The organism is Mycobacterium sp. URHB0021 (assembly GCF_054057895.1).
Genome location: NZ_JBSRZT010000002.1, coordinates 2,621,330 through 2,637,629 on the forward strand (window position 1 = coordinate 2,621,330; position 16,300 = coordinate 2,637,629).

Here is a 16,300-nt window from a genome sequence, read left to right on the forward strand (position 1 = left end):
ATCAGATATCGCAGATGACAGGCGGCTGGCGCTCGGAATTGATCGAACTCATTCCCCTCGCGCTTGTCGTCGCGGTCTCGCCACTCTCGATCATCCCGGCCGTGCTGGTGCTGCACACACCACGGCCGAAGCCGACCAGCCTGGCATTCCTGGCCGGCTGGATCTTCGGGCTGGCCGCGTTGACGGCGATCTTCGTCGAGGTGTCCAGCCTGCTGGTCGGGCTGGACAAGACGCCGACATGGGCCTCCTGGCTGCGCATCGTCATTGGTATCGCGCTGATCGTCTTTGGTGTGTTCCGCTGGCTGACGCGCAAGCGATCGGTTCACACGCCAGCCTGGATGAACAAGATCACCGGGCCAGCCCGGGCCGGGCGGCGGCCATCGCGGTGGCCTTGGTGGTGGTGAACCCAAAGGTGCTCTTCATCTGCGCGGCAGCGGGTTTGGCGATTGGGTCCGCGGGCTTGGGTATCGCGGGTGCATGGACTTCCGAGGCGTTCTACGTCCTTGTCGCCGCGTCGTCGGTTGCGGTTCCGGTATTGGCCTACGCCGCTGCCGGTGAGCGGCTCGACGGGCCGCTGGCCCGGCTCAAGGACTGGATGGAGCGGCATAACGCCGCGCTGGTGGCGGCCATCCTCATTGTCATCGGACTTGTGTTGCTGTACAAGGGCATTCACGGCTTACCTTCATGATGGCATGCGTTGCTGTGCGACTGGAAGTCGTCGATCCCGGCTTCGCTCGAGTCCGCCGTGGTGCTAGAACCGCTTGCGCGACAGTCCTTTCAGGACTCACACCGGAACTGGCGACCGCGGCGTTCGGTATCGCCAACCAGCTCCCAATAACGCTGTTCGGCGGCGCAGCGTGCTTCTTCGGAGCGTTGCTGGTTACCGATCCCTGCCGAAGCGACCGCGTTCACACGTTCGGCTGGGCTGCAGTTGCCGCGGCCGTGGTGATCCTTGTCACCGTCGAAGTCAGCCGGATCGCGGGAGACGCGGTCGCCGGCGCTGCGGGCTTGCTGACCGGCCACGCACCCGATCGTGTTGCAAAAGCGCTGCGCCGCAGTCTCGACCGGGTGATGCGGTGCCGGACGGCCGTCGAGGGCGAGCTCTCCGGCGCTCTCCCGCCCGCCTTCGGACAACACGACATCGAACAATTGCGCGTGGCACTGTACTGCGCGGAAAGAGGAATTCAGAAGGTGATCAACCAGGCCGACGATCCGCGGTGGATTGACATGCTGCCCGTCGACATCGCAAGATCCATCGCGAGCGCCCTACGTGTCCTTGCGAATGCCCTGAGAGACAGCACCGACGCGCAGTCATTGGACGCGATCGCATACGAACTTCAGAGCCTCCGCGACCCCTCTACGATGCGGCGACCACTGCAGCGACAGCCAATGAGACACCACACCGTCCGCAGCGACGCGCTCTGGCAGTTCTGACCACGGTCGGCGCGGCCCACCTCATCGCCCAGTCAATCTCGCAGGCAACAGCATTGGCGACGGTATCGCCTGTAGCCTCGATCGCCGCCGTACCGCCGAGCTCCACCGCCGCCGCGCAACAAGACTGTATGCGCCGTCTGCCGGACGCACCCTAGCGCCCACAATGGCTCCGGCGATACAGGCCGCCGTCGCGGCGGTGCTGGCGGGGCTGATCGCCAAATCGCTGGGGAACGAGCAAAGCCTCCTCGTGGCGTGGACGGCGTACGTCATCATCGCCGGATCGGCCGAGGCATCGACCCGGCGAGCGTGGATATGGCTCGCGGCCACGATCGTGGGAGCCACCGCCGGTGTCGCCATCGCGGCAAGCGTCCCGGACAACTTTTTTGGACCGCCGTGATCGGCGCGGTGGGCGTGTTCTTCGCCATCGTCAGCGCACCCATCTCCTTCGCCGCGACGGTGTTCTGGATGAGCATTGCGCTCGTCCCGCTCTTCGCGACGGAAGGGCGCTACCTCGATCTGATCTGGGACAAGGCCGTCGCGGCCTTCATCGGAGGGTGCGTTGCGGCGGCCATCGATCGCGCCGCCGTGCACCATGTCGCCGATCGTCACGTTGGTCGGGTCCCAGGGCAGGCGCAGCCGCACTTCGTCGGCATCGAGCAAATCGGCCACGATGCCGAGCTTGCGGACGAAGGGGGACTGCGGGATGAACTGCGCCATGACGTCCGCGCCGCTCTGCGGCTGGCTGGGAGTCGACATGGCTCCAGTATCTGCGGTGGATCAATTACCCCGGGGGTAAGGGGCAACTGGTCCGTCGACGATCAGCGTGCTTGCAGCGCAGACACAGGAGACGCTCATGCCGAGGCCCTAATTTCAATGCGGGAAGCCTAGGGCCAATCCGAATAGTTTGCCTGGGCGGCGGCGTTCACTCGAGTGCCGGCAAAAACGTCGACAACGTGGTCAAGCAGCTTGGCGCGCTCCAGCGGTGCTTGGCTGGAAAGGGGATCTCATGCGATCAGCCGACCGCCGGTTGATGTGGCACGGCGCGTTCCTGTTCTTGATCGGACTCGTGACGGGCCTGCAGGAGCGGCGCTTCAAGAACATGCGCATGGCGCTGTCTGCGCATCTCGAGGGGGTGATGAACGGAACCTTCCTGATCGCGTTGGGTGCGATCTGGGGCCACGTCGAACTTCCACCAGGTGCTGAGAAGGCGGCACGATCGACGCTGTTGTTCGGTACCTACGGCAATTGGCTGTTCACCACGCTTGGTGCCGCGATGGGCACTGCCGCAGCGAATCCGATTCTGTCGCAGGGGCGTCACGGGAAACCGTGGCAGGAGAAGTTGGCGGGGGCCGGCTTCCGCAGCATCGCGTATTCGATCCTCATTGCCGTTGTCCTGGTTCTGTGGGGTCTTGCCCGTCGTCAACCGGTGCCGGACGCAGCTGCCGAAACTCGGGTCGCACCGGCCGACGAGGCGGCCGCGTCGTAAGGAGCAAGACGATGCGCTTGGTGGTAGCGATGACCGGAGCGACCGGGGCGGCGCTGGGCATTCGTCTGCTGGAAGCTCTTGCGGACCTTGGTGTCGAGACGCATCTGATTCTCAGCGACTGGGCGCGGGCGACAATCAAGCTCGAGACGGAGCACACCGCCGATGACGTTCGGGCACTGGCGTCGCATGCGTACAGTTCGCGCGATCTTGCCGCGGGCATCTCCAGCGGGTCGTTCCGCACGGACGGCATGGTCGTCTGCCCCTGCAGCATGAAGACGTTGAGCGCGATCCGGGTGGGCTACAGCGACAATCTCATCACTCGTGCCGCCGACGTGACGTTGAAGGAACGCCGCAGGCTGGTCCTCGTCGCGCGGGAGGCGCCCCTGAGCGAGATCCACCTGGAGAACATGGGTTACCTGGCGCGCCTCGGTGCGGTGATCTTCCCGCCGACGGTGGCCTACTACGCGCGGCCCACATCAGTCGATGAGGTGACGACGTACGTGGCGGGCCGCGTCATCGACCAACTCGGAATCGAGCACTCGCTGATCAAGCGCTGGAAGGACGACCAGCACCCCGTGAACGGCGACCGACCCGCGATCGTGTGAGGAGAACGAAATTGAGTACGGAGACAAGCCCGCCGGCCGCCACCGCCACGACCCGGTCGGTGGGGCCCGATCTGCGCAGCTGGCTGGCCACGCTCGAAGAAGCGGACCAGCTGCGTCGCGTCACGGCCTCGGTCGACTGGGACGAGGAGATCGGCGCCATCACTCGGGCGAACCTTTCCCTCGGCGGACCGGCGCTGCTGTTCGAGAACATCGTCGGCCACGAATACACGCGCTGCAGAAAGCTTTTGACATCGGGAATCGGCAACCGGCGGCAAATCCAGCTGATGCTGGGGCTGTCCGAAGACACCAGCGATGCGGCCATCGTGCGACACCTCAGGCACGTGTTCACGAAGCCCGTCCCGCCACGCATGGTCGAGACCGGTCCGGTCAAGGAGAACATCGTCGAGGGCGAGGACATCGATCTGTGGCAGTTTCCGGCCCCGAAGTGGCATGCCACCGACGGCGGTCGATACATCGACACCTTCTGTGGTGTGGTGACCGAGGACAAGGTGACCGGACGCGACAACGTCGGTGTCTACCGCGGCATGATCGTCGACCGCGACAAGATCGCCAAGCTGATGGTGCCCACCCAGGGCTGGGGCGGCCATTTCCAGGAGTACAAGCCCGATCCGATGCCCGTCGCCGTGGTCTACGGCTGGCACGATGTGCTGCCGTTCTGCGCCGGTAGCCCGTTCCCCAAGGACGTCTGCGAATGGGACATGATGGGCGCCCTGCTCGGACGCCCGGTGGACCTGGTGGCCTGCGAATCCGTGCCACTGCACGTCCCCGCCAGCGCTGAGATCGTCGTCGAGGGCTACCTCGATCCCGACCCCGCCACGTTCATGGCGGAAGGCCCGTTCGCGGAGTACCCGGGCTACCTCGACGGCCATCCCGCACCGACGCCGGTCCTGCGGGTCACCCGGATCAGTCACCGTGACGACCCGGTGCTGCGCGGCACCCTCGAGGGGATTCGGCCCGGATTTCTGGTCGAGGACGCCATGGTCAACTACGCGCGCTCGGCGATCGCCTGGAATGTGCTGACCGGCCTGGGCGTCGGGGGCATCACGGACGTGTGGATGTCGCAGGTGTCGAACGGCACCAACATCGTGGTGCAGATCCGCAAGGCCTACCGCGGCCACGCCCAGCAGGTCGCCGCGGCGCTGTGGGGGACCAGTGGATCCGGATGGTTCTACAAGCACGTGATGGTCGTCGAGGAAGACATCGACATCCGCGACCCGGAGGCGCTTGACTGGGCCCTCGCATACCGGGTGAACGCCGGACTCGGAGATATCGCTTTCTATGGGCCGACTCTCGGCTCGCCGCTGGATCCGTCCACCCCGCCCGAGAAGGCGAACATGGCCAAGTACGGCTCCGGCGAATGGCACCGAGTGCTCATCGACGCGACCCGAAGCTGGGAGTTCGAACCCCGGCCGGAGTGGGGTGGCCGTCACTACCCGGCGGTCAACAAGATCGCCCCGGAGCTGGAGGCCCGGGTCGCTGCCCGCTGGCACGAGTACGGGATTGGCATTCCCTACCTCGACGACGAACGGCGTGAATCACTGACGATGGAGCAGCTGTCCAAGCGGCTGCCGGACGTGTAGGCCGGGCCTACTTCACGTTCCGGTAACTCCAGATTCGCGCAGATGTTGACTCTGCCTGTCCCGTGCTGGTTTCATATCGGGTTAAGGTTATAAATCTGGTAATTTCTACCAACATTATGGGGAAACGATGACGGCGACCCAGGGGCTCACGCAGAATGCCGGCCGCTACGAGCTGAGCCATCTGCGCTCGCTCGAGGCCGAGGCCATCCACATCATCCGCGAGGTGGCCGCGGAGTTCGAGCGGCCGGTGCTGTTGTTCTCCGGCGGCAAGGACTCCATCGTCATGCTGCACCTGGCGATCAAGGCGTTCCGGCCGGGTCGGCTGCCGTTTCCCGTGATGCACGTCGACACCGGGCACAACTTCGACGAGGTGTTGCAAGCGCGCGACGACCTCGTCGCCGAGTCAGGGGTGCGCCTCGTCGTCGCCAAGGTGCAGGACGACATCGACGCGGGGCGCGTGGTCGAGACGATTCCCTCGCGCAACCCGATGCAGACGTTCACGCTGCTGCGCGCCATCCGCGAGAACAGGTTCGACGCCGCGTTCGGCGGCGCCCGCCGCGACGAGGAGAAGGCGCGCGCCAAGGAACGGGTGTTCAGTTTCCGCGACGAGTTCGGCCAATGGGATCCGAAGGGGCAACGCCCCGAGCTGTGGAATCTCTACAACGGGCGCCATCACAAGGGGGAGCACATCCGTGTCTTCCCGCTCTCCAACTGGACCGAGTTCGACATCTGGTCCTACATCGGAGCCGAGAAGATCAAACTGCCGTCGATCTACTACGCGCATCAACGCAAGGTGTTTCAGCGCGACGGCATGTTCCTGGCGGTCCACAAGTACCTGCAGCCGCGCAAGGACGAGGAGGTCGTCGAGAAGACCGTGCGGTTCCGCACCGTCGGCGACGTCACCTGCACCGGCTGCGTGGAATCGCTGGCGGGCACGGTGTCCGAGGTGATCGCCGAGACGGCGGTGTCCCGGCTGACCGAGCGCGGCGCCACCCGCGCCGACGACCGGATCTCGGAGGCTGGCATGGAAGACCGCAAGCGTGAGGGGTATTTCTGATGGCCACGTTGCTTCGGCTAGCCACCGCGGGATCCGTCGACGACGGCAAGTCCACGCTCATCGGTCGGCTGCTCTACGACTCCAAGGCGGTCATGGAGGACCAGCTGGCCGCCGTCGAGCGCACCTCCAAAGAGCGCGGGCACGACTACACCGACCTGGCCTTGGTGACCGACGGCCTGCGCGCCGAGCGGGAACAGGGCATCACGATCGACGTCGCCTACCGGTACTTCGCCACCCCCAAGCGGAAATTCATCATCGCCGACACTCCCGGGCACGTTCAGTACACCCGCAACATGGTCACCGGGACGTCGACCGCGCAGCTGGCGATCGTGTTGGTCGATGCCCGGCACGGACTGCTCGAACAGTCGCGCCGGCACGCGTTCCTGGCCTCGCTGCTGGGCATCCGGCACATCGTGCTGGCGGTCAACAAGATGGACCTCATCGGCTGGGATCGCGATCAGTTCGAGAAGATCCGGGATGATTTCCATGAGTTCGCCGCCCGGCTGGATGTCCAGGATGTGACCACGATTCCGCTGTCGGCGCTGCTGGGCGACAACGTGGTCACCAAGTCGGCCAACAGTCCCTGGTACGAGGGGCCGTCGCTGCTGTCGCACCTCGAAGAGGTTTACATCGCAGGCGACCGTAACCTCGTCGACGTGCGGTTCCCGGTGCAGTACGTGATCCGGCCGCAGACCCACGACCATCTGGACCACCGCAGCTACGCGGGCACCGTGGCCAGCGGCGTGATGCGACCCGGCGACGAGATCGTCGTGCTGCCCGGTGGCAAGTCGTCATGCATCACCTCGATCGAAGGACCCGGCGGGCCGGTCGAGGAGGCATTCCCGCCGATGGCGGTGTCGATCAGCCTCGCCGACGACATCGACATCTCGCGGGGCGACCTGATCGCCCGGCCCAACAATCAGCCAAGGGTGGCGCAGGATTTCGACGCCACGGTGTGCTGGATGGCCGACGAGTCCTCTCTCGAGCCGGGCCGTGACTACCTGATCAAGCACACCACCCGGACCACGCGGGTGAAGGTCACCGCGCTCGACTACCGCCTCGATGTCAACACGCTGCATCGCGACAAGGCGGCCACCGCGCTCAAACTCAATGAGCTGGGCCGTATCTCGCTGCGGTCCCAGGTGCCGCTGCTGCTCGACGAATACGGGCGCAACTCGGTGACCGGTTCGTTCATCCTGATCGACCCGACCACCAACGGCACCGTCGCCGCGGGCATGATCCTGCCCTACTTGACGGCGCGCACCGCGAGCCCCAACACCGTGCGCCACGAATCGCTGTGCACCGCCGACGACCGGCTCTCGAAGGGCCGGACGGTGTGGTTCACCGGGCTCTCCGGCTCGGGCAAGTCGTCGGTAGCCATGCTCGTCGAGCAGAAGCTGCTCGAAAAGGGTGTTCCGGCATACGTTCTCGACGGAGACAACCTGCGTCACGGTCTCAACGCCGACCTCGGGTTCTCAATGGCCGACCGGGCCGAGAATCAGCGTCGGCTGGCCCACATCGCCGCCATCCTCGCCGACTCCGGTCAGGTGGTGCTGGTGCCCGCAATCAGCCCACTGGAGGAGCACCGCGCGCTGGCGCGGCGGTTGACCACCGAAGCCGGTCTCGAGTTCTTCGAGGTGTTCTGTGACACGCCGATCGAGGACTGCGAACGACGCGATCCGAAGGGGCTGTACGCGAAGGCGCGCGCCGGCGAGATCACCCATTTCACCGGAATCGACAGCCCGTACCAGCGGCCGAAGAACCCCGATCTGCGCCTCACGCCCGACCGCGCGTCCGATGAACTCGCGGCGTCGGTGATAGAACTTCTCGAGAGTCGGCAGTGACGGACCGCGCGGATGACGAGGTGGCCGCAAAGTTGGCGACTGATGCCGGCACGCTGCTTCTCGATGTCCGCGCCGAGCTCGCCGACGCCACCGAAGCCGAGCGGAAAGCCGCGGGAGACAAGCGATCCCACGACTTTCTGATGGCGGCACTCGCGTGCCAGCGACCCGCCGACGCCGTGCTGTCCGAGGAGGGTGCCGATGACCCGGTCCGGCTCGGTTCCGACCGGGTTTGGATCGTCGACCCGTTGGACGGCACCCGGGAGTTTTCCGAACGGGGCCGCGACGACTGGGCCGTGCACGTCGCGCTCTGGCAGTCCGGTCAGCTGATCGCGGGCGCGGTGGCCCTTCCGGCGCAAGGTATTACGCTGGCGACGCCCACCGTCCCCGGGCCGCCGTCCGCACCGGATCAGCCGCGCGTCGTCGTTTCGCGTACCAGGCCCCCGGCGATCGCCCTCGCGGTGTGTGACGCGCTGGGCGGTGTACTGGTCGAGATGGGGTCGGCAGGAGCCAAGGTCGCGTCGGTGGTGCGGGGCCGCTCCGATGTGTACGTCCACGCGGGCGGACAGTACGAGTGGGATTCGGCTGCCCCGGTGGCGGTGGCGCGCGCGGCAGGCCTGCACACCTCCCGCATCGACGGCTCGCCGCTGGTCTACAACCGGCCGGATCCGCTGCTGCCTGATCTGGTGGTGTGCCGGCCGGAACTCGCGGACGCGGTGCTCGCCGTCACCGCAGGCTAGAACGGCTACGTCAGGCGGTGCGCATTCCACGTCGGGAACGACCGGCGCAGCCACGTCGGTCCTGTCATCGTGACCTCGCCTGACCGCAGGATGTCGTGCCAGCTGCGCGCGCCGCGGTGCCAGTCCACGAACGGCTGCGACGCGGCCTCCACCACCAGATTTGGCCGTCCCCCGGGGTCGCGGTAGCAGAGCTCGGCTTCCCCCCCGTCGATCAACAGCCAGTACCGCCGATTGGTCGGTGCCTCGTCGGGGAAGATCAGGGCGACGGTGACGCGTCCGGCCGGTAGCAATGACCGATCCATCTGCACCTGGCACCATGCCCACAGGGCAAAACCGGGGTCGGAATGTTCGGTGGTGACCTCCAGCCAGCGCTCACCCCATTCGGCCAGCCCGCCGATGATGCCGGCGAGGTCGGCACCGGCCTCGGTCAGCCGATAGCAGTGACCGCGGCCGTCGGGTTTCGGATTCGACGCGATGACGCCGGCGCGTTCGAGTTCGTCCAATCGCTTGACCAGCATCGAGCGCGACATCATCGGAACACCCCGGGAGATGGCGGTGAATGTCTCGGCGCCGAACATCAGATTGCGCACGATCAATGGATTCCACCGCTCGGCGAGAATCTCCGAAGCGCGTGCAATCGGACAGTACTGGCGGTACGTGCCCACGCACCAATGGTCGCACCGCAGGCGCGGCGGGTGAAGTTCTGATTCCGAACTTTCCCGGCGGTCATCGCGAGCGGACGATTCCAGCATGGGTATGAATCGTTCAACCGACGCCTCGGCGGGCCAGGTCTCTCTGACCGCCGCCGAGGTATACGAACACTTCTTCGTGCCTGCGCTGTTCGGTCAATTCGTCGAGCCGCTGCTCGATGCCGTGCGCGCCGGCGCCGGCGACCGTCTGCTCGACGTCGGTGCCGGGACCGGCGTCGTCGCGAGGGCGGCACTCGCGCGGGTCGGCCCGGGCGGCACGGTCATCGCGGTCGACCCGAATGACGGCATGCTCGCCGTGGCCCGGCGGCTGGCCGCCGACCTCGACATCCGGCCTGGCGTGGCCGAGCACCTGCCGGTGGACAGCGATGAAGTCGAGTGTGTGACTTGTCAGTTCGCGCTGATGTTCTTCGCGGACCCGGCTGCAGGGGTCGGTGAGATGGCCCGCGTTGCCCGGCAGGGCGGTCGGGTCGCGGTGGCCGCATGGGCCGCGCTGCAGGAGTCGCCGGGCTACGCGGCGATGGTCGACCTGCTCAGTGACGAGATCGGAGACTGGGCGGCCGAGGCGCTGCGGGCGCCGTTCCGCCTTGGTGAACCGGATGAACTCGGCGACCTTTTGCGGCCGTCGTTCCCCGATGTCGCCGTGGCCCGCCACGACGGCGAGGCACGCTTCCGATCGCTCGACGATTGGCTGCACACCGAAATTCGCGGATGGACGCTGTCCGAGCACATCCACGACGACCAGTTTGCGACGCTGCAGCACGCGGCGGCCACCCGGTTGAAGCAATTCGTCGGCGGCGACGGGAGCGTCCGTTTCGCCGCACCGGCGCTGATCGCCACGGCCACCGCCCCCTGAGCGCAGTACGCTCGGCAGCGTGCCCGATCCCACCACGCTCCGTGCTCTCGCCGAACTGCCGCTCAATCCCGTCAGCCTGGCTGAATCGACGCTGATCATGATCGACTGCCAGAACACCTACACCCAGGGCGTGATGGAACTCGAGGGGGTGCAGGCCGCGCTCGACGAAGCCGCCGCACTTCTCGACCGTGCCCGAACGGCGGGCATCGCGATCATCCACATCCAGCACTCTGACGGCCCTGGCTCGCTCTACGACATCGAGGGCGAGAGCGGCGCGATCGTGCCGAGGGTCGCCCCGCGTGAGGGTGAGCCGGTCGTGGTCAAGAACTACCCGAACTCGTTCGTGCAGACCGACCTCGACGAGCGATTGAAGGCGGCCGGCGCGTCCAACCTCGTGCTGGCCGGATTCATGACTCACATGTGCGTGAACTCAACCGCCCGTGGCGCTTTCAATCTCGGCTACGCGCCGACGGTGGTCGCCGCCGCCACCGCGACCCGAGCGCTGCCCGGAGTGGACGGCACGGCCGTGCCCGCCGCGGCCATGCAGACCGCCAGTCTTGCCGCGGTGGCCGACCTGTTCGCGGTCGTCGTGCCCGATGGGGCCGCGATACCCGACTGACGGGTGCCTCGCAGGGGCCAGCTGCCCGTGGCCGGCGTGTAGCGCGCGGCCTTCTGCGCGCGGCGGGCAAGCGCGCCGAGAGCGTTGTTCAGATCGGTGGACACATCGGCAGTCAGCACGCCCCGCCCTGCGTGCCGCCGCCAGGATGTGGTGTTCACGGGCGCCGAGCGAGACCGCCGCCTCGATCAGCTCGGTGAGCCCCTGCAACGGGTCCTCAGAGTGAAGCGCCTGCTCGATAACCGGTGACAGGTCCTCGGCGATGCTCTGGTCAGCCTCGGCTCCGACACCGATCTCCCCGTGATTCCGGCGCCGCGCGACCCCGGGTGTCCACTCGCACCACCCTCAGAGTTCGCGCAATGGCGCGAAGGCGACGGGCTGCGACTGGCCCTGAACCACGGAAGGCCGACCTGGGTGGTCAGCCGAAACACTCGTCCGACGAGGACAGGGCGCAGGCCTTCGGATCCATGTTCGCCTATCTCTGGGAATTGTTGGAGCGCAAGGAAGGCGGACCCGGCGACGACCTGATGAGCCGTCTGGTCACCGACTACGTCGCGACCGGCCGGCTCAACCGCGCGACCGCGGCGGCCAACGGCGTCATCATGATGCAGGCCGGCCACGAAACCACGGCGAACATGATTGCGCTGGGAACCGTTGCGTTGCTCGAGCATCGCGAGGTCTTCGATCGTCTGGGCCGGACCGACGACCGGGCCGTCGTCGCCAACACCGTCGAAGAGTTGATGCGTTATCTCACCATCGTGCACAGCGAGGTGGAGCGGGTGGCGCGACCGAGGACCTCACGCTCGGGGATCAGCCGATCCGTGCCGGCGACTTCCTGGTGATGAACCTGCCCGCCGGAAACTGGGACGAGAACTTCGTCGATCACGCTGATTCGTTCGACGTCGAGCGGAACACCCGGGGGCATTTGGCTTTTGGCTACGGTGTGCTCAGGGCATCTACGGCATCAAGGAACTACCGGTCAGCTGGACCGACGAATGAGCGACGCCCGCGTTTCGACGGGGCGGCCTTCACCGCGCCCCGCGGACCCGGCGACTAGATGGGCGAGCTCTTCGGAACGCTGATGTCGGGCTGACACCCCCGGCTACCCTGGCCCCATGTCGGCCACGCCCTCGACCCAGGTCACCCGTCTCAGCGAGATGCAGGACACGTCGCGGGGCCGGCTCGACGAGCTTCTCGACAGCACACCGCTGGCCACGGTCGCGCTGGTGCGCGACGGTCACCCGGTGATGTTTCCGACCGGCTTCGCGCGCGTAGGCGACGAGTTGGTCATCCACGGGTCGACGGGTTCACCGTGGATTCGCGCGCTGGCGTCGGGCGCGGCGGCGGCCGTTTCAGTGACCGCGCTGGACGGTGTGGTCGTGGCCCGCAGCGGATTCGAGTCGTCGTTCCGCTACCGCAGCGCCGCGCTCTTCGGTGTGTTCGAGACGATCGCCGAGGGCGGCAAGGTGCGGTACCTGGACGCGCTGGTCGAATCGTTCATCCCCGGCCGGGTAGCCGAGTTGCGCGCCAGCAGCCGCAAGGAGCTGGCGGCGACGCTGGCGTTGCGGATGCCGATCGACGACACGAACTGGTCCCTGAAAATCAGCGAAGGCTGGCCGGAGGATCCCGAGGAGGACATCGCCGCCGGCGTGTGGGCGGGCGTGGTGCCGATGACGGTCAGCTACGGTGAACCGCGCGCCGCGCCTGACGTGCCACCGGGCACGCCGACGCCCGCGTCGGTATGGGCGTTGAGCGGCAACACCCCGCCTCAGGCTCGGTAGCGCAGCCGGCCGGACGTACCTGGCAGAATTCGCGGTATGCGCATGTCGGCCAAGGCGGAGTATGCCGTCCGGGCCATGGTTCAGCTGGCCACCGTCGACGACGGCATTCTGGTCAAGACCGACGACCTGGCCAAGGCACAGGGCATTCCGCCGCAATTCCTGGTGGACATCCTTTCGGACCTGCGCACCGATCGGCTGGTCCGCAGCCACCGCGGTCGTGACGGCGGATACGAGCTGGCCCGCTCCGCTGCCGGCATCAGCATCGCCGACGTGCTGCGCTGCATCGACGGTCCGCTGGCCAGCGTCCGCGACATCGGGCTGGGGGATCTGCCCTATTCCGGTCCGACGGCGTCCCTGACCGATGTGTGGCGGGCACTGCGGGCCAGCATGCGCTCGGTGCTCGAGGAAACCAGCCTGGCGGATGTCGCAGCGGGCGCCTTGCCCACCCACGTGCAGACCATGGCCGACGACTACCGCGACCAGGAAGAAGAGCGCGGACACTCGGTCAATTAGTGCCGGCGCCTGACCCGTAGGGCCGGGTGAGGATCTCCAGGTAGTGGCCCGCCGGATCCTGGAAGTAGACGCCTCGGCCGCCGTCGTTGTGGTTGATCTCGCCGGCACGACTGCCCCGCGGATCGGCCCAGTGCTGAAGTCCCCGCGCGCGGATCCGGCCGTAGATGGCGTCGAACTCGTCCTCGGAGACCAGGAACGCGTAGTGCTGCGGGTGGATCTGTTCGCCCTCGGCCGCCTGGGCGTAGTCGAGGCTGACGCCGTGATTGAGCGTCACGGCCAGGAACGGTCCGAATTCCTTGGCGTCGGGCAGGCCGAACAACTCGGTGAAGAAGCGGGCCGAATCCTCGCGGTCCTTCGCGGCGACGATGGTGTGGTTGAACGTGATAGCCATGTGAATCCAGTCAACCACCACGCCGATCAGGTGACAACGCCACGCACCGCCCAGGCGCGAGCGCGCATCGCAAGACCCGCGCCCGCCGTCCGCTCGGTCAACCCGATTCTCAGTGTTTCCCTGGCAGATTCGCTCAACGATGACACATATCCGCCGGCGGGACCTTGTCCGCTCAGGAACGGTTGCCAATAGTCATCGAAGGACGCGAACGTCGTGTCAATGGTCAGGCCGTCTTCATCCACGCCGTGCAGACCGTGGGTGCGCCACAGATCGGCCAGCGCGCCGCGCGTCGACAGCGGCATGTGGCGTTCGTCGCGCGCCTCGGCTGCCGGGTCCAGCGCCACCGCGGTGTCCCAGAACGTGCGGAGCATCTCCATCCCGTCGCCGTAATCCCACACCGCGGCCGCCACGACGCCGCTTGGCCGGGTGACCCGGATCATCTGACGGAGCGCCCCCCCCGGATTGGGCAGGAAGTTGAGCACGAGCATCGCCAGCGTCCGGTCGAACGCGTCGTCGGCGAACGGCAGCGCGCCGGCGTCGCCCATTTGAAAATGCACCCGGTCGTCGGCGTGTTGACGGGCATACCGCACATAGCCGGGCGAGGGCTCGACCCCCGTCACCCGCACCGACGGGATCGCCGCCGCGGCGGCCAACGCGAGTACCCCGGTGCCCGACCCGACGTCCAACAGGAGTTCACCTTCGCGGACACCGGCGAACTCGACGAAGCGCGGCGCGAGCCTTCGGCTCCACCGGCCCATGAAGTGCTCGTAAGCCTCGCCATCGGAGAACATCTAGCGTCGAATTATCCAGGTTTGCGTGATACGAAGAAGCCATGGCGCTGGATATTCGTGATCTTGCAGTCCCGGTGATCGTCGCGCCGATGGCCGGCGGCCCGTCGACGCCCGAACTTGCGGCCGCCGGTGCGAACGCCGGTGGACTCGGTTTCGTCGCGGCGGGGTACCTGACGGCCGAGGTGTTCGCCGAGCGACTCGAGGCGGCGCGTCGGCTGACCGCGGGCCCGCTGGGTGCCAATCTGTTTGTGCCGCAGCCCAGTGCGGGCACCGCCGAGGCGATCGAGCGTTACGCGGCCGCGCTGGCTTCAGAGGCCGAGCACTACGGCGCGCAACTGGGCCAGCCCCGCTACGACGACGACCACTGGGCCGACAAGGTCGACGTACTCCTCGACGTGCGACCCGAGGTGGCATCGTTCACGTTCGGTCTGCCGAGCGTCGAAGAGGTGCAGCGTCTGCGCGCCGCGGGAATCACCACCGTCGGCACCGTGACGACGGTGGCGGAGGCACGGCTGGCGGTCGAGCACGGCATCGACATCGTGGCCGCGCAGGGACCCGCGGCCGGTGGACATCGCGGCACCTTCGATCCCGCCGCGCAGCCGGCGACCGAGCCGCTGGACGAGTTGTTGGCGTCGGTGATCGAGACCGTCGACGTGCCGGTCATCGCGGCGGGTGGGCTGATGACGGCCGACGACGTGCAACGCGTGCTCACGGCGGGTGCGGTCGCGGCCCAACTAGGTACCGCGTTCCTGCTCAGCGACGAGTCAGGCAGCAGCCCGGTGCACCGGGCCGCGCTGCAGGATCCGCAGTTCACCGAAACAGTTGTGACACGGGCCTTTTCCGGCCGCTACGCGCGCGGGCTGCGCAACCGGTTCGTCAACGATCACGAGGCGGAAGCGCCCCTGGGGTATCCGGAGGTCCACTGGCTGACCAGTCCACTGCGCGCGGCGTCGGTGCGCGCCGGTGACCCGGCGGCTGTCAACATCTGGGCGGGCACGGGTTTTCGGCGGGCCACAGCGGGTTCGGTCGCCGACATCGTGGGCCGGCTCATCTGACCCGTTGACGACGGCACCACTTCTTGTCGAAGCGTCATCACTTGTTTGTTGACCGCCGCCGGATAACGTCGAGGTCATGGAGCACGTCGTCGTGATCGGCGTCGGAATGGCGGGCCTCGCGGCCGCGCGGCGGCTGTCCGACGGCGGAATGCGCGTCACGGTGATCGAGGCGCGCGAGCGGATCGGCGGCCGGGTCTGGACCGACACGTCGCTGGGTGTCCCGATCGACCTCGGCGCGGGCGTGGATCCACGGCACGGAAGGCAATCCGCTCGTCGGACTGGCCCACGACGCGGGCGCACGGACGTCGGGACCGATTTCTTCGACGTCGCCGTGTATGACAACGGCCGCATTGTCGACGCCGCAGACGTCAACGCCGCGTTCACCGCCTGGGACGACATCATGACGAAACTGTATGCACTGAGCCACGACGCGGCCGAGGACAACTCGCTCGCGGGTGGTCTCGCAGCGGTTGCGGACCTCGCCGACCCGCTGATCGCCTGGTGCGTGAGGTCGGGCATCGTCGCCGAGTACGGCGCCGATCCGGTTCAGTTGTCACTGCGGTGGTTCGGCTGCGAAGAGGAAATGGGCGGACCGGACCGCATACGACGACGCACGCGTGCGCGTTGAGACGTCTTCGGGCGCCGTAGAGGGCGGCCGGGTGATCGTCACGGTCCCGCTCGGAGTGCTCAAGGCTCGAACGATCGATTTCGACCCACCGCTTCCGGAAGCCAAGCGTCAGGCGATCGAGCGGCTCGGGTTCGGCGTGCTGGACAAGGTCGTACTCGCCTTCGGCCAACCGTTCTGGCCGAATCCTCCGACATGACG

19 protein-coding genes and 3 pseudogenes are annotated in these 16,300 nt (G+C 67.1%); 17 read left to right on the top strand and 5 right to left on the bottom strand.

Annotation, left to right across the window (positions count from 1 at the left end; genetic code table 11):
* The first annotated feature begins 14 nt into the window (after positions 1-14).
* The 3 genes and pseudogenes from ACVWWN_RS15150 to ACVWWN_RS15160 all read left to right on the top strand — a co-directional run bounded on the left by ACVWWN_RS15150 (position 15) and on the right by ACVWWN_RS15160 (position 1,831).
* Positions 15-688 (top strand): annotated as a pseudogene (locus ACVWWN_RS15150) (GAP family protein).
* Positions 688-1,434 (top strand): hypothetical protein, encoded by a 747-nt coding sequence (locus ACVWWN_RS15155; protein ID WP_457144635.1) that lies wholly within the window; start codon positions 688-690, stop codon positions 1,432-1,434. Before ACVWWN_RS15150 ends, ACVWWN_RS15155 begins: the two are co-directional and overlap by 1 nt.
* A gap of 163 nt (positions 1,435-1,597) precedes the next feature.
* Positions 1,598-1,831 carry a hypothetical protein gene (locus ACVWWN_RS15160; protein ID WP_457149479.1) on the top strand — a complete coding sequence of 78 codons (234 nt, stop codon included), beginning with the start codon at positions 1,598-1,600 and terminating at the stop codon, positions 1,829-1,831.
* A gap of 176 nt (positions 1,832-2,007) precedes the next feature.
* Here ACVWWN_RS15160 and ACVWWN_RS15165 read toward each other — a convergent pair.
* A pseudogene (locus ACVWWN_RS15165) lies at positions 2,008-2,190 on the bottom strand (PaaI family thioesterase); the annotation flags it as partial.
* A 250-nt stretch (positions 2,191-2,440) separates the two neighbouring features.
* On the opposite strand from ACVWWN_RS15165, the gene ACVWWN_RS15170 reads away from it, so the two are divergent.
* From ACVWWN_RS15170 to ACVWWN_RS15195, 6 genes are all read left to right on the top strand, one after another.
* Entirely contained in the window at positions 2,441-2,920 is a 480-nt protein-coding gene (locus ACVWWN_RS15170) for a hydrogenase (protein ID WP_457144636.1), read from the top strand.
* An 11-nt stretch (positions 2,921-2,931) separates the two neighbouring features.
* Positions 2,932-3,525 (top strand): UbiX family flavin prenyltransferase, encoded by a 594-nt coding sequence (locus ACVWWN_RS15175; protein WP_457144637.1) that lies wholly within the window; start codon positions 2,932-2,934, stop codon positions 3,523-3,525.
* Between the two features lie 11 nt (positions 3,526-3,536).
* Positions 3,537-5,126: a UbiD family decarboxylase gene (locus ACVWWN_RS15180; protein ID WP_457144638.1), complete on the top strand. Its 1,590-nt coding sequence runs from the start codon at positions 3,537-3,539 to the stop codon at positions 5,124-5,126.
* A gap of 127 nt (positions 5,127-5,253) precedes the next feature.
* Complete coding sequence (cysD, locus tag ACVWWN_RS15185; protein ID WP_457144639.1) at positions 5,254-6,183, top strand: sulfate adenylyltransferase subunit CysD; 930 nt, start codon at positions 5,254-5,256, stop codon at positions 6,181-6,183.
* Positions 6,183-8,027 (top strand): adenylyl-sulfate kinase, encoded by a 1,845-nt coding sequence (gene cysC, locus ACVWWN_RS15190; protein WP_457144640.1) that lies wholly within the window; start codon positions 6,183-6,185, stop codon positions 8,025-8,027. Before cysD ends, cysC begins: the two co-directional genes overlap by 1 nt.
* A complete protein-coding gene (locus tag ACVWWN_RS15195) occupies positions 8,024-8,764 on the top strand; it encodes a 3'(2'),5'-bisphosphate nucleotidase CysQ (RefSeq protein WP_457144641.1) in 741 nt (246 codons plus the stop codon). Before cysC ends, ACVWWN_RS15195 begins: the two co-directional genes overlap by 4 nt.
* A gap of 5 nt (positions 8,765-8,769) precedes the next feature.
* Here ACVWWN_RS15195 and ACVWWN_RS15200 read toward each other — a convergent pair whose 3' ends face one another.
* Positions 8,770-9,429: a winged helix-turn-helix transcriptional regulator gene (locus ACVWWN_RS15200; RefSeq protein ID WP_457144642.1), complete on the bottom strand. Its 660-nt coding sequence runs from the start codon at positions 9,427-9,429 to the stop codon at positions 8,770-8,772.
* 85 nt (positions 9,430-9,514) lie between these two features.
* Here ACVWWN_RS15200 and ACVWWN_RS15205 point away from each other — a divergent pair, with 85 nt between their 5' ends.
* Together ACVWWN_RS15205 and ACVWWN_RS15210 are read left to right on the top strand one after the other, a co-directional pair.
* The gene (locus tag ACVWWN_RS15205; RefSeq protein WP_457144643.1) at positions 9,515-10,327 is read left to right on the top strand and encodes a class I SAM-dependent methyltransferase; all 813 of its coding nucleotides are present in this window, start codon (positions 9,515-9,517) and stop codon (positions 10,325-10,327) included.
* A gap of 19 nt (positions 10,328-10,346) precedes the next feature.
* Positions 10,347-10,946, top strand: coding sequence for an isochorismatase family protein (locus ACVWWN_RS15210; RefSeq protein WP_457144644.1), 600 nt, complete (start codon positions 10,347-10,349; stop codon positions 10,944-10,946).
* A gap of 47 nt (positions 10,947-10,993) precedes the next feature.
* Here ACVWWN_RS15210 and ACVWWN_RS15215 read toward each other — a convergent pair.
* Positions 10,994-11,231: pseudogene (locus ACVWWN_RS15215) on the bottom strand (TetR/AcrR family transcriptional regulator); the annotation flags it as partial.
* A 71-nt stretch (positions 11,232-11,302) separates the two neighbouring features.
* Between ACVWWN_RS15215 and ACVWWN_RS15220 the strand changes: the two are divergent.
* From ACVWWN_RS15220 to ACVWWN_RS15230, 3 genes are all read left to right on the top strand, one after another.
* The gene (locus ACVWWN_RS15220) at positions 11,303-11,785 is read left to right on the top strand and encodes a hypothetical protein (RefSeq protein WP_457144645.1); all 483 of its coding nucleotides are present in this window, start codon (positions 11,303-11,305) and stop codon (positions 11,783-11,785) included.
* 273 nt (positions 11,786-12,058) lie between these two features.
* Positions 12,059-12,724, top strand: coding sequence for a pyridoxamine 5'-phosphate oxidase family protein (locus tag ACVWWN_RS15225; protein ID WP_457144646.1), 666 nt, complete (start codon positions 12,059-12,061; stop codon positions 12,722-12,724).
* Between the two features lie 36 nt (positions 12,725-12,760).
* Positions 12,761-13,237 (top strand): Rrf2 family transcriptional regulator, encoded by a 477-nt coding sequence (locus tag ACVWWN_RS15230; protein ID WP_457144647.1) that lies wholly within the window; start codon positions 12,761-12,763, stop codon positions 13,235-13,237.
* On the opposite strand, the gene ACVWWN_RS15235 is transcribed toward ACVWWN_RS15230, so the two are convergent.
* Positions 13,230-13,628: a VOC family protein gene (locus ACVWWN_RS15235; RefSeq protein ID WP_457144648.1), complete on the bottom strand. Its 399-nt coding sequence runs from the start codon at positions 13,626-13,628 to the stop codon at positions 13,230-13,232. The two genes, ACVWWN_RS15230 and ACVWWN_RS15235, sit on opposite strands and share 8 nt — an antisense overlap.
* A 26-nt stretch (positions 13,629-13,654) precedes the next feature.
* Positions 13,655-14,419 carry a class I SAM-dependent methyltransferase gene (locus ACVWWN_RS15240; RefSeq protein WP_457144649.1) on the bottom strand — a complete coding sequence of 255 codons (765 nt, stop codon included), beginning with the start codon at positions 14,417-14,419 and terminating at the stop codon, positions 13,655-13,657.
* A 41-nt stretch (positions 14,420-14,460) separates the two neighbouring features.
* Between ACVWWN_RS15240 and ACVWWN_RS15245 the strand changes: the two genes are divergently transcribed.
* The 3 genes from ACVWWN_RS15245 (at position 14,461) to ACVWWN_RS15255 (ending at position 16,298) form a co-directional block, all read left to right on the top strand.
* Positions 14,461-15,474: a nitronate monooxygenase gene (locus tag ACVWWN_RS15245; protein WP_457144650.1), complete on the top strand. Its 1,014-nt coding sequence runs from the start codon at positions 14,461-14,463 to the stop codon at positions 15,472-15,474.
* A 76-nt stretch (positions 15,475-15,550) separates the two neighbouring features.
* Complete coding sequence (locus ACVWWN_RS15250) at positions 15,551-16,102, top strand: FAD-dependent oxidoreductase (protein ID WP_457144651.1); 552 nt, start codon at positions 15,551-15,553, stop codon at positions 16,100-16,102.
* Positions 16,092-16,298 carry an FAD-dependent oxidoreductase gene (locus ACVWWN_RS15255; RefSeq protein ID WP_457144652.1) on the top strand — a complete coding sequence of 69 codons (207 nt, stop codon included), beginning with the start codon at positions 16,092-16,094 and terminating at the stop codon, positions 16,296-16,298. Before ACVWWN_RS15250 ends, ACVWWN_RS15255 begins: the two co-directional genes overlap by 11 nt.
* Positions 16,299-16,300 lie beyond the last annotated feature (2 nt).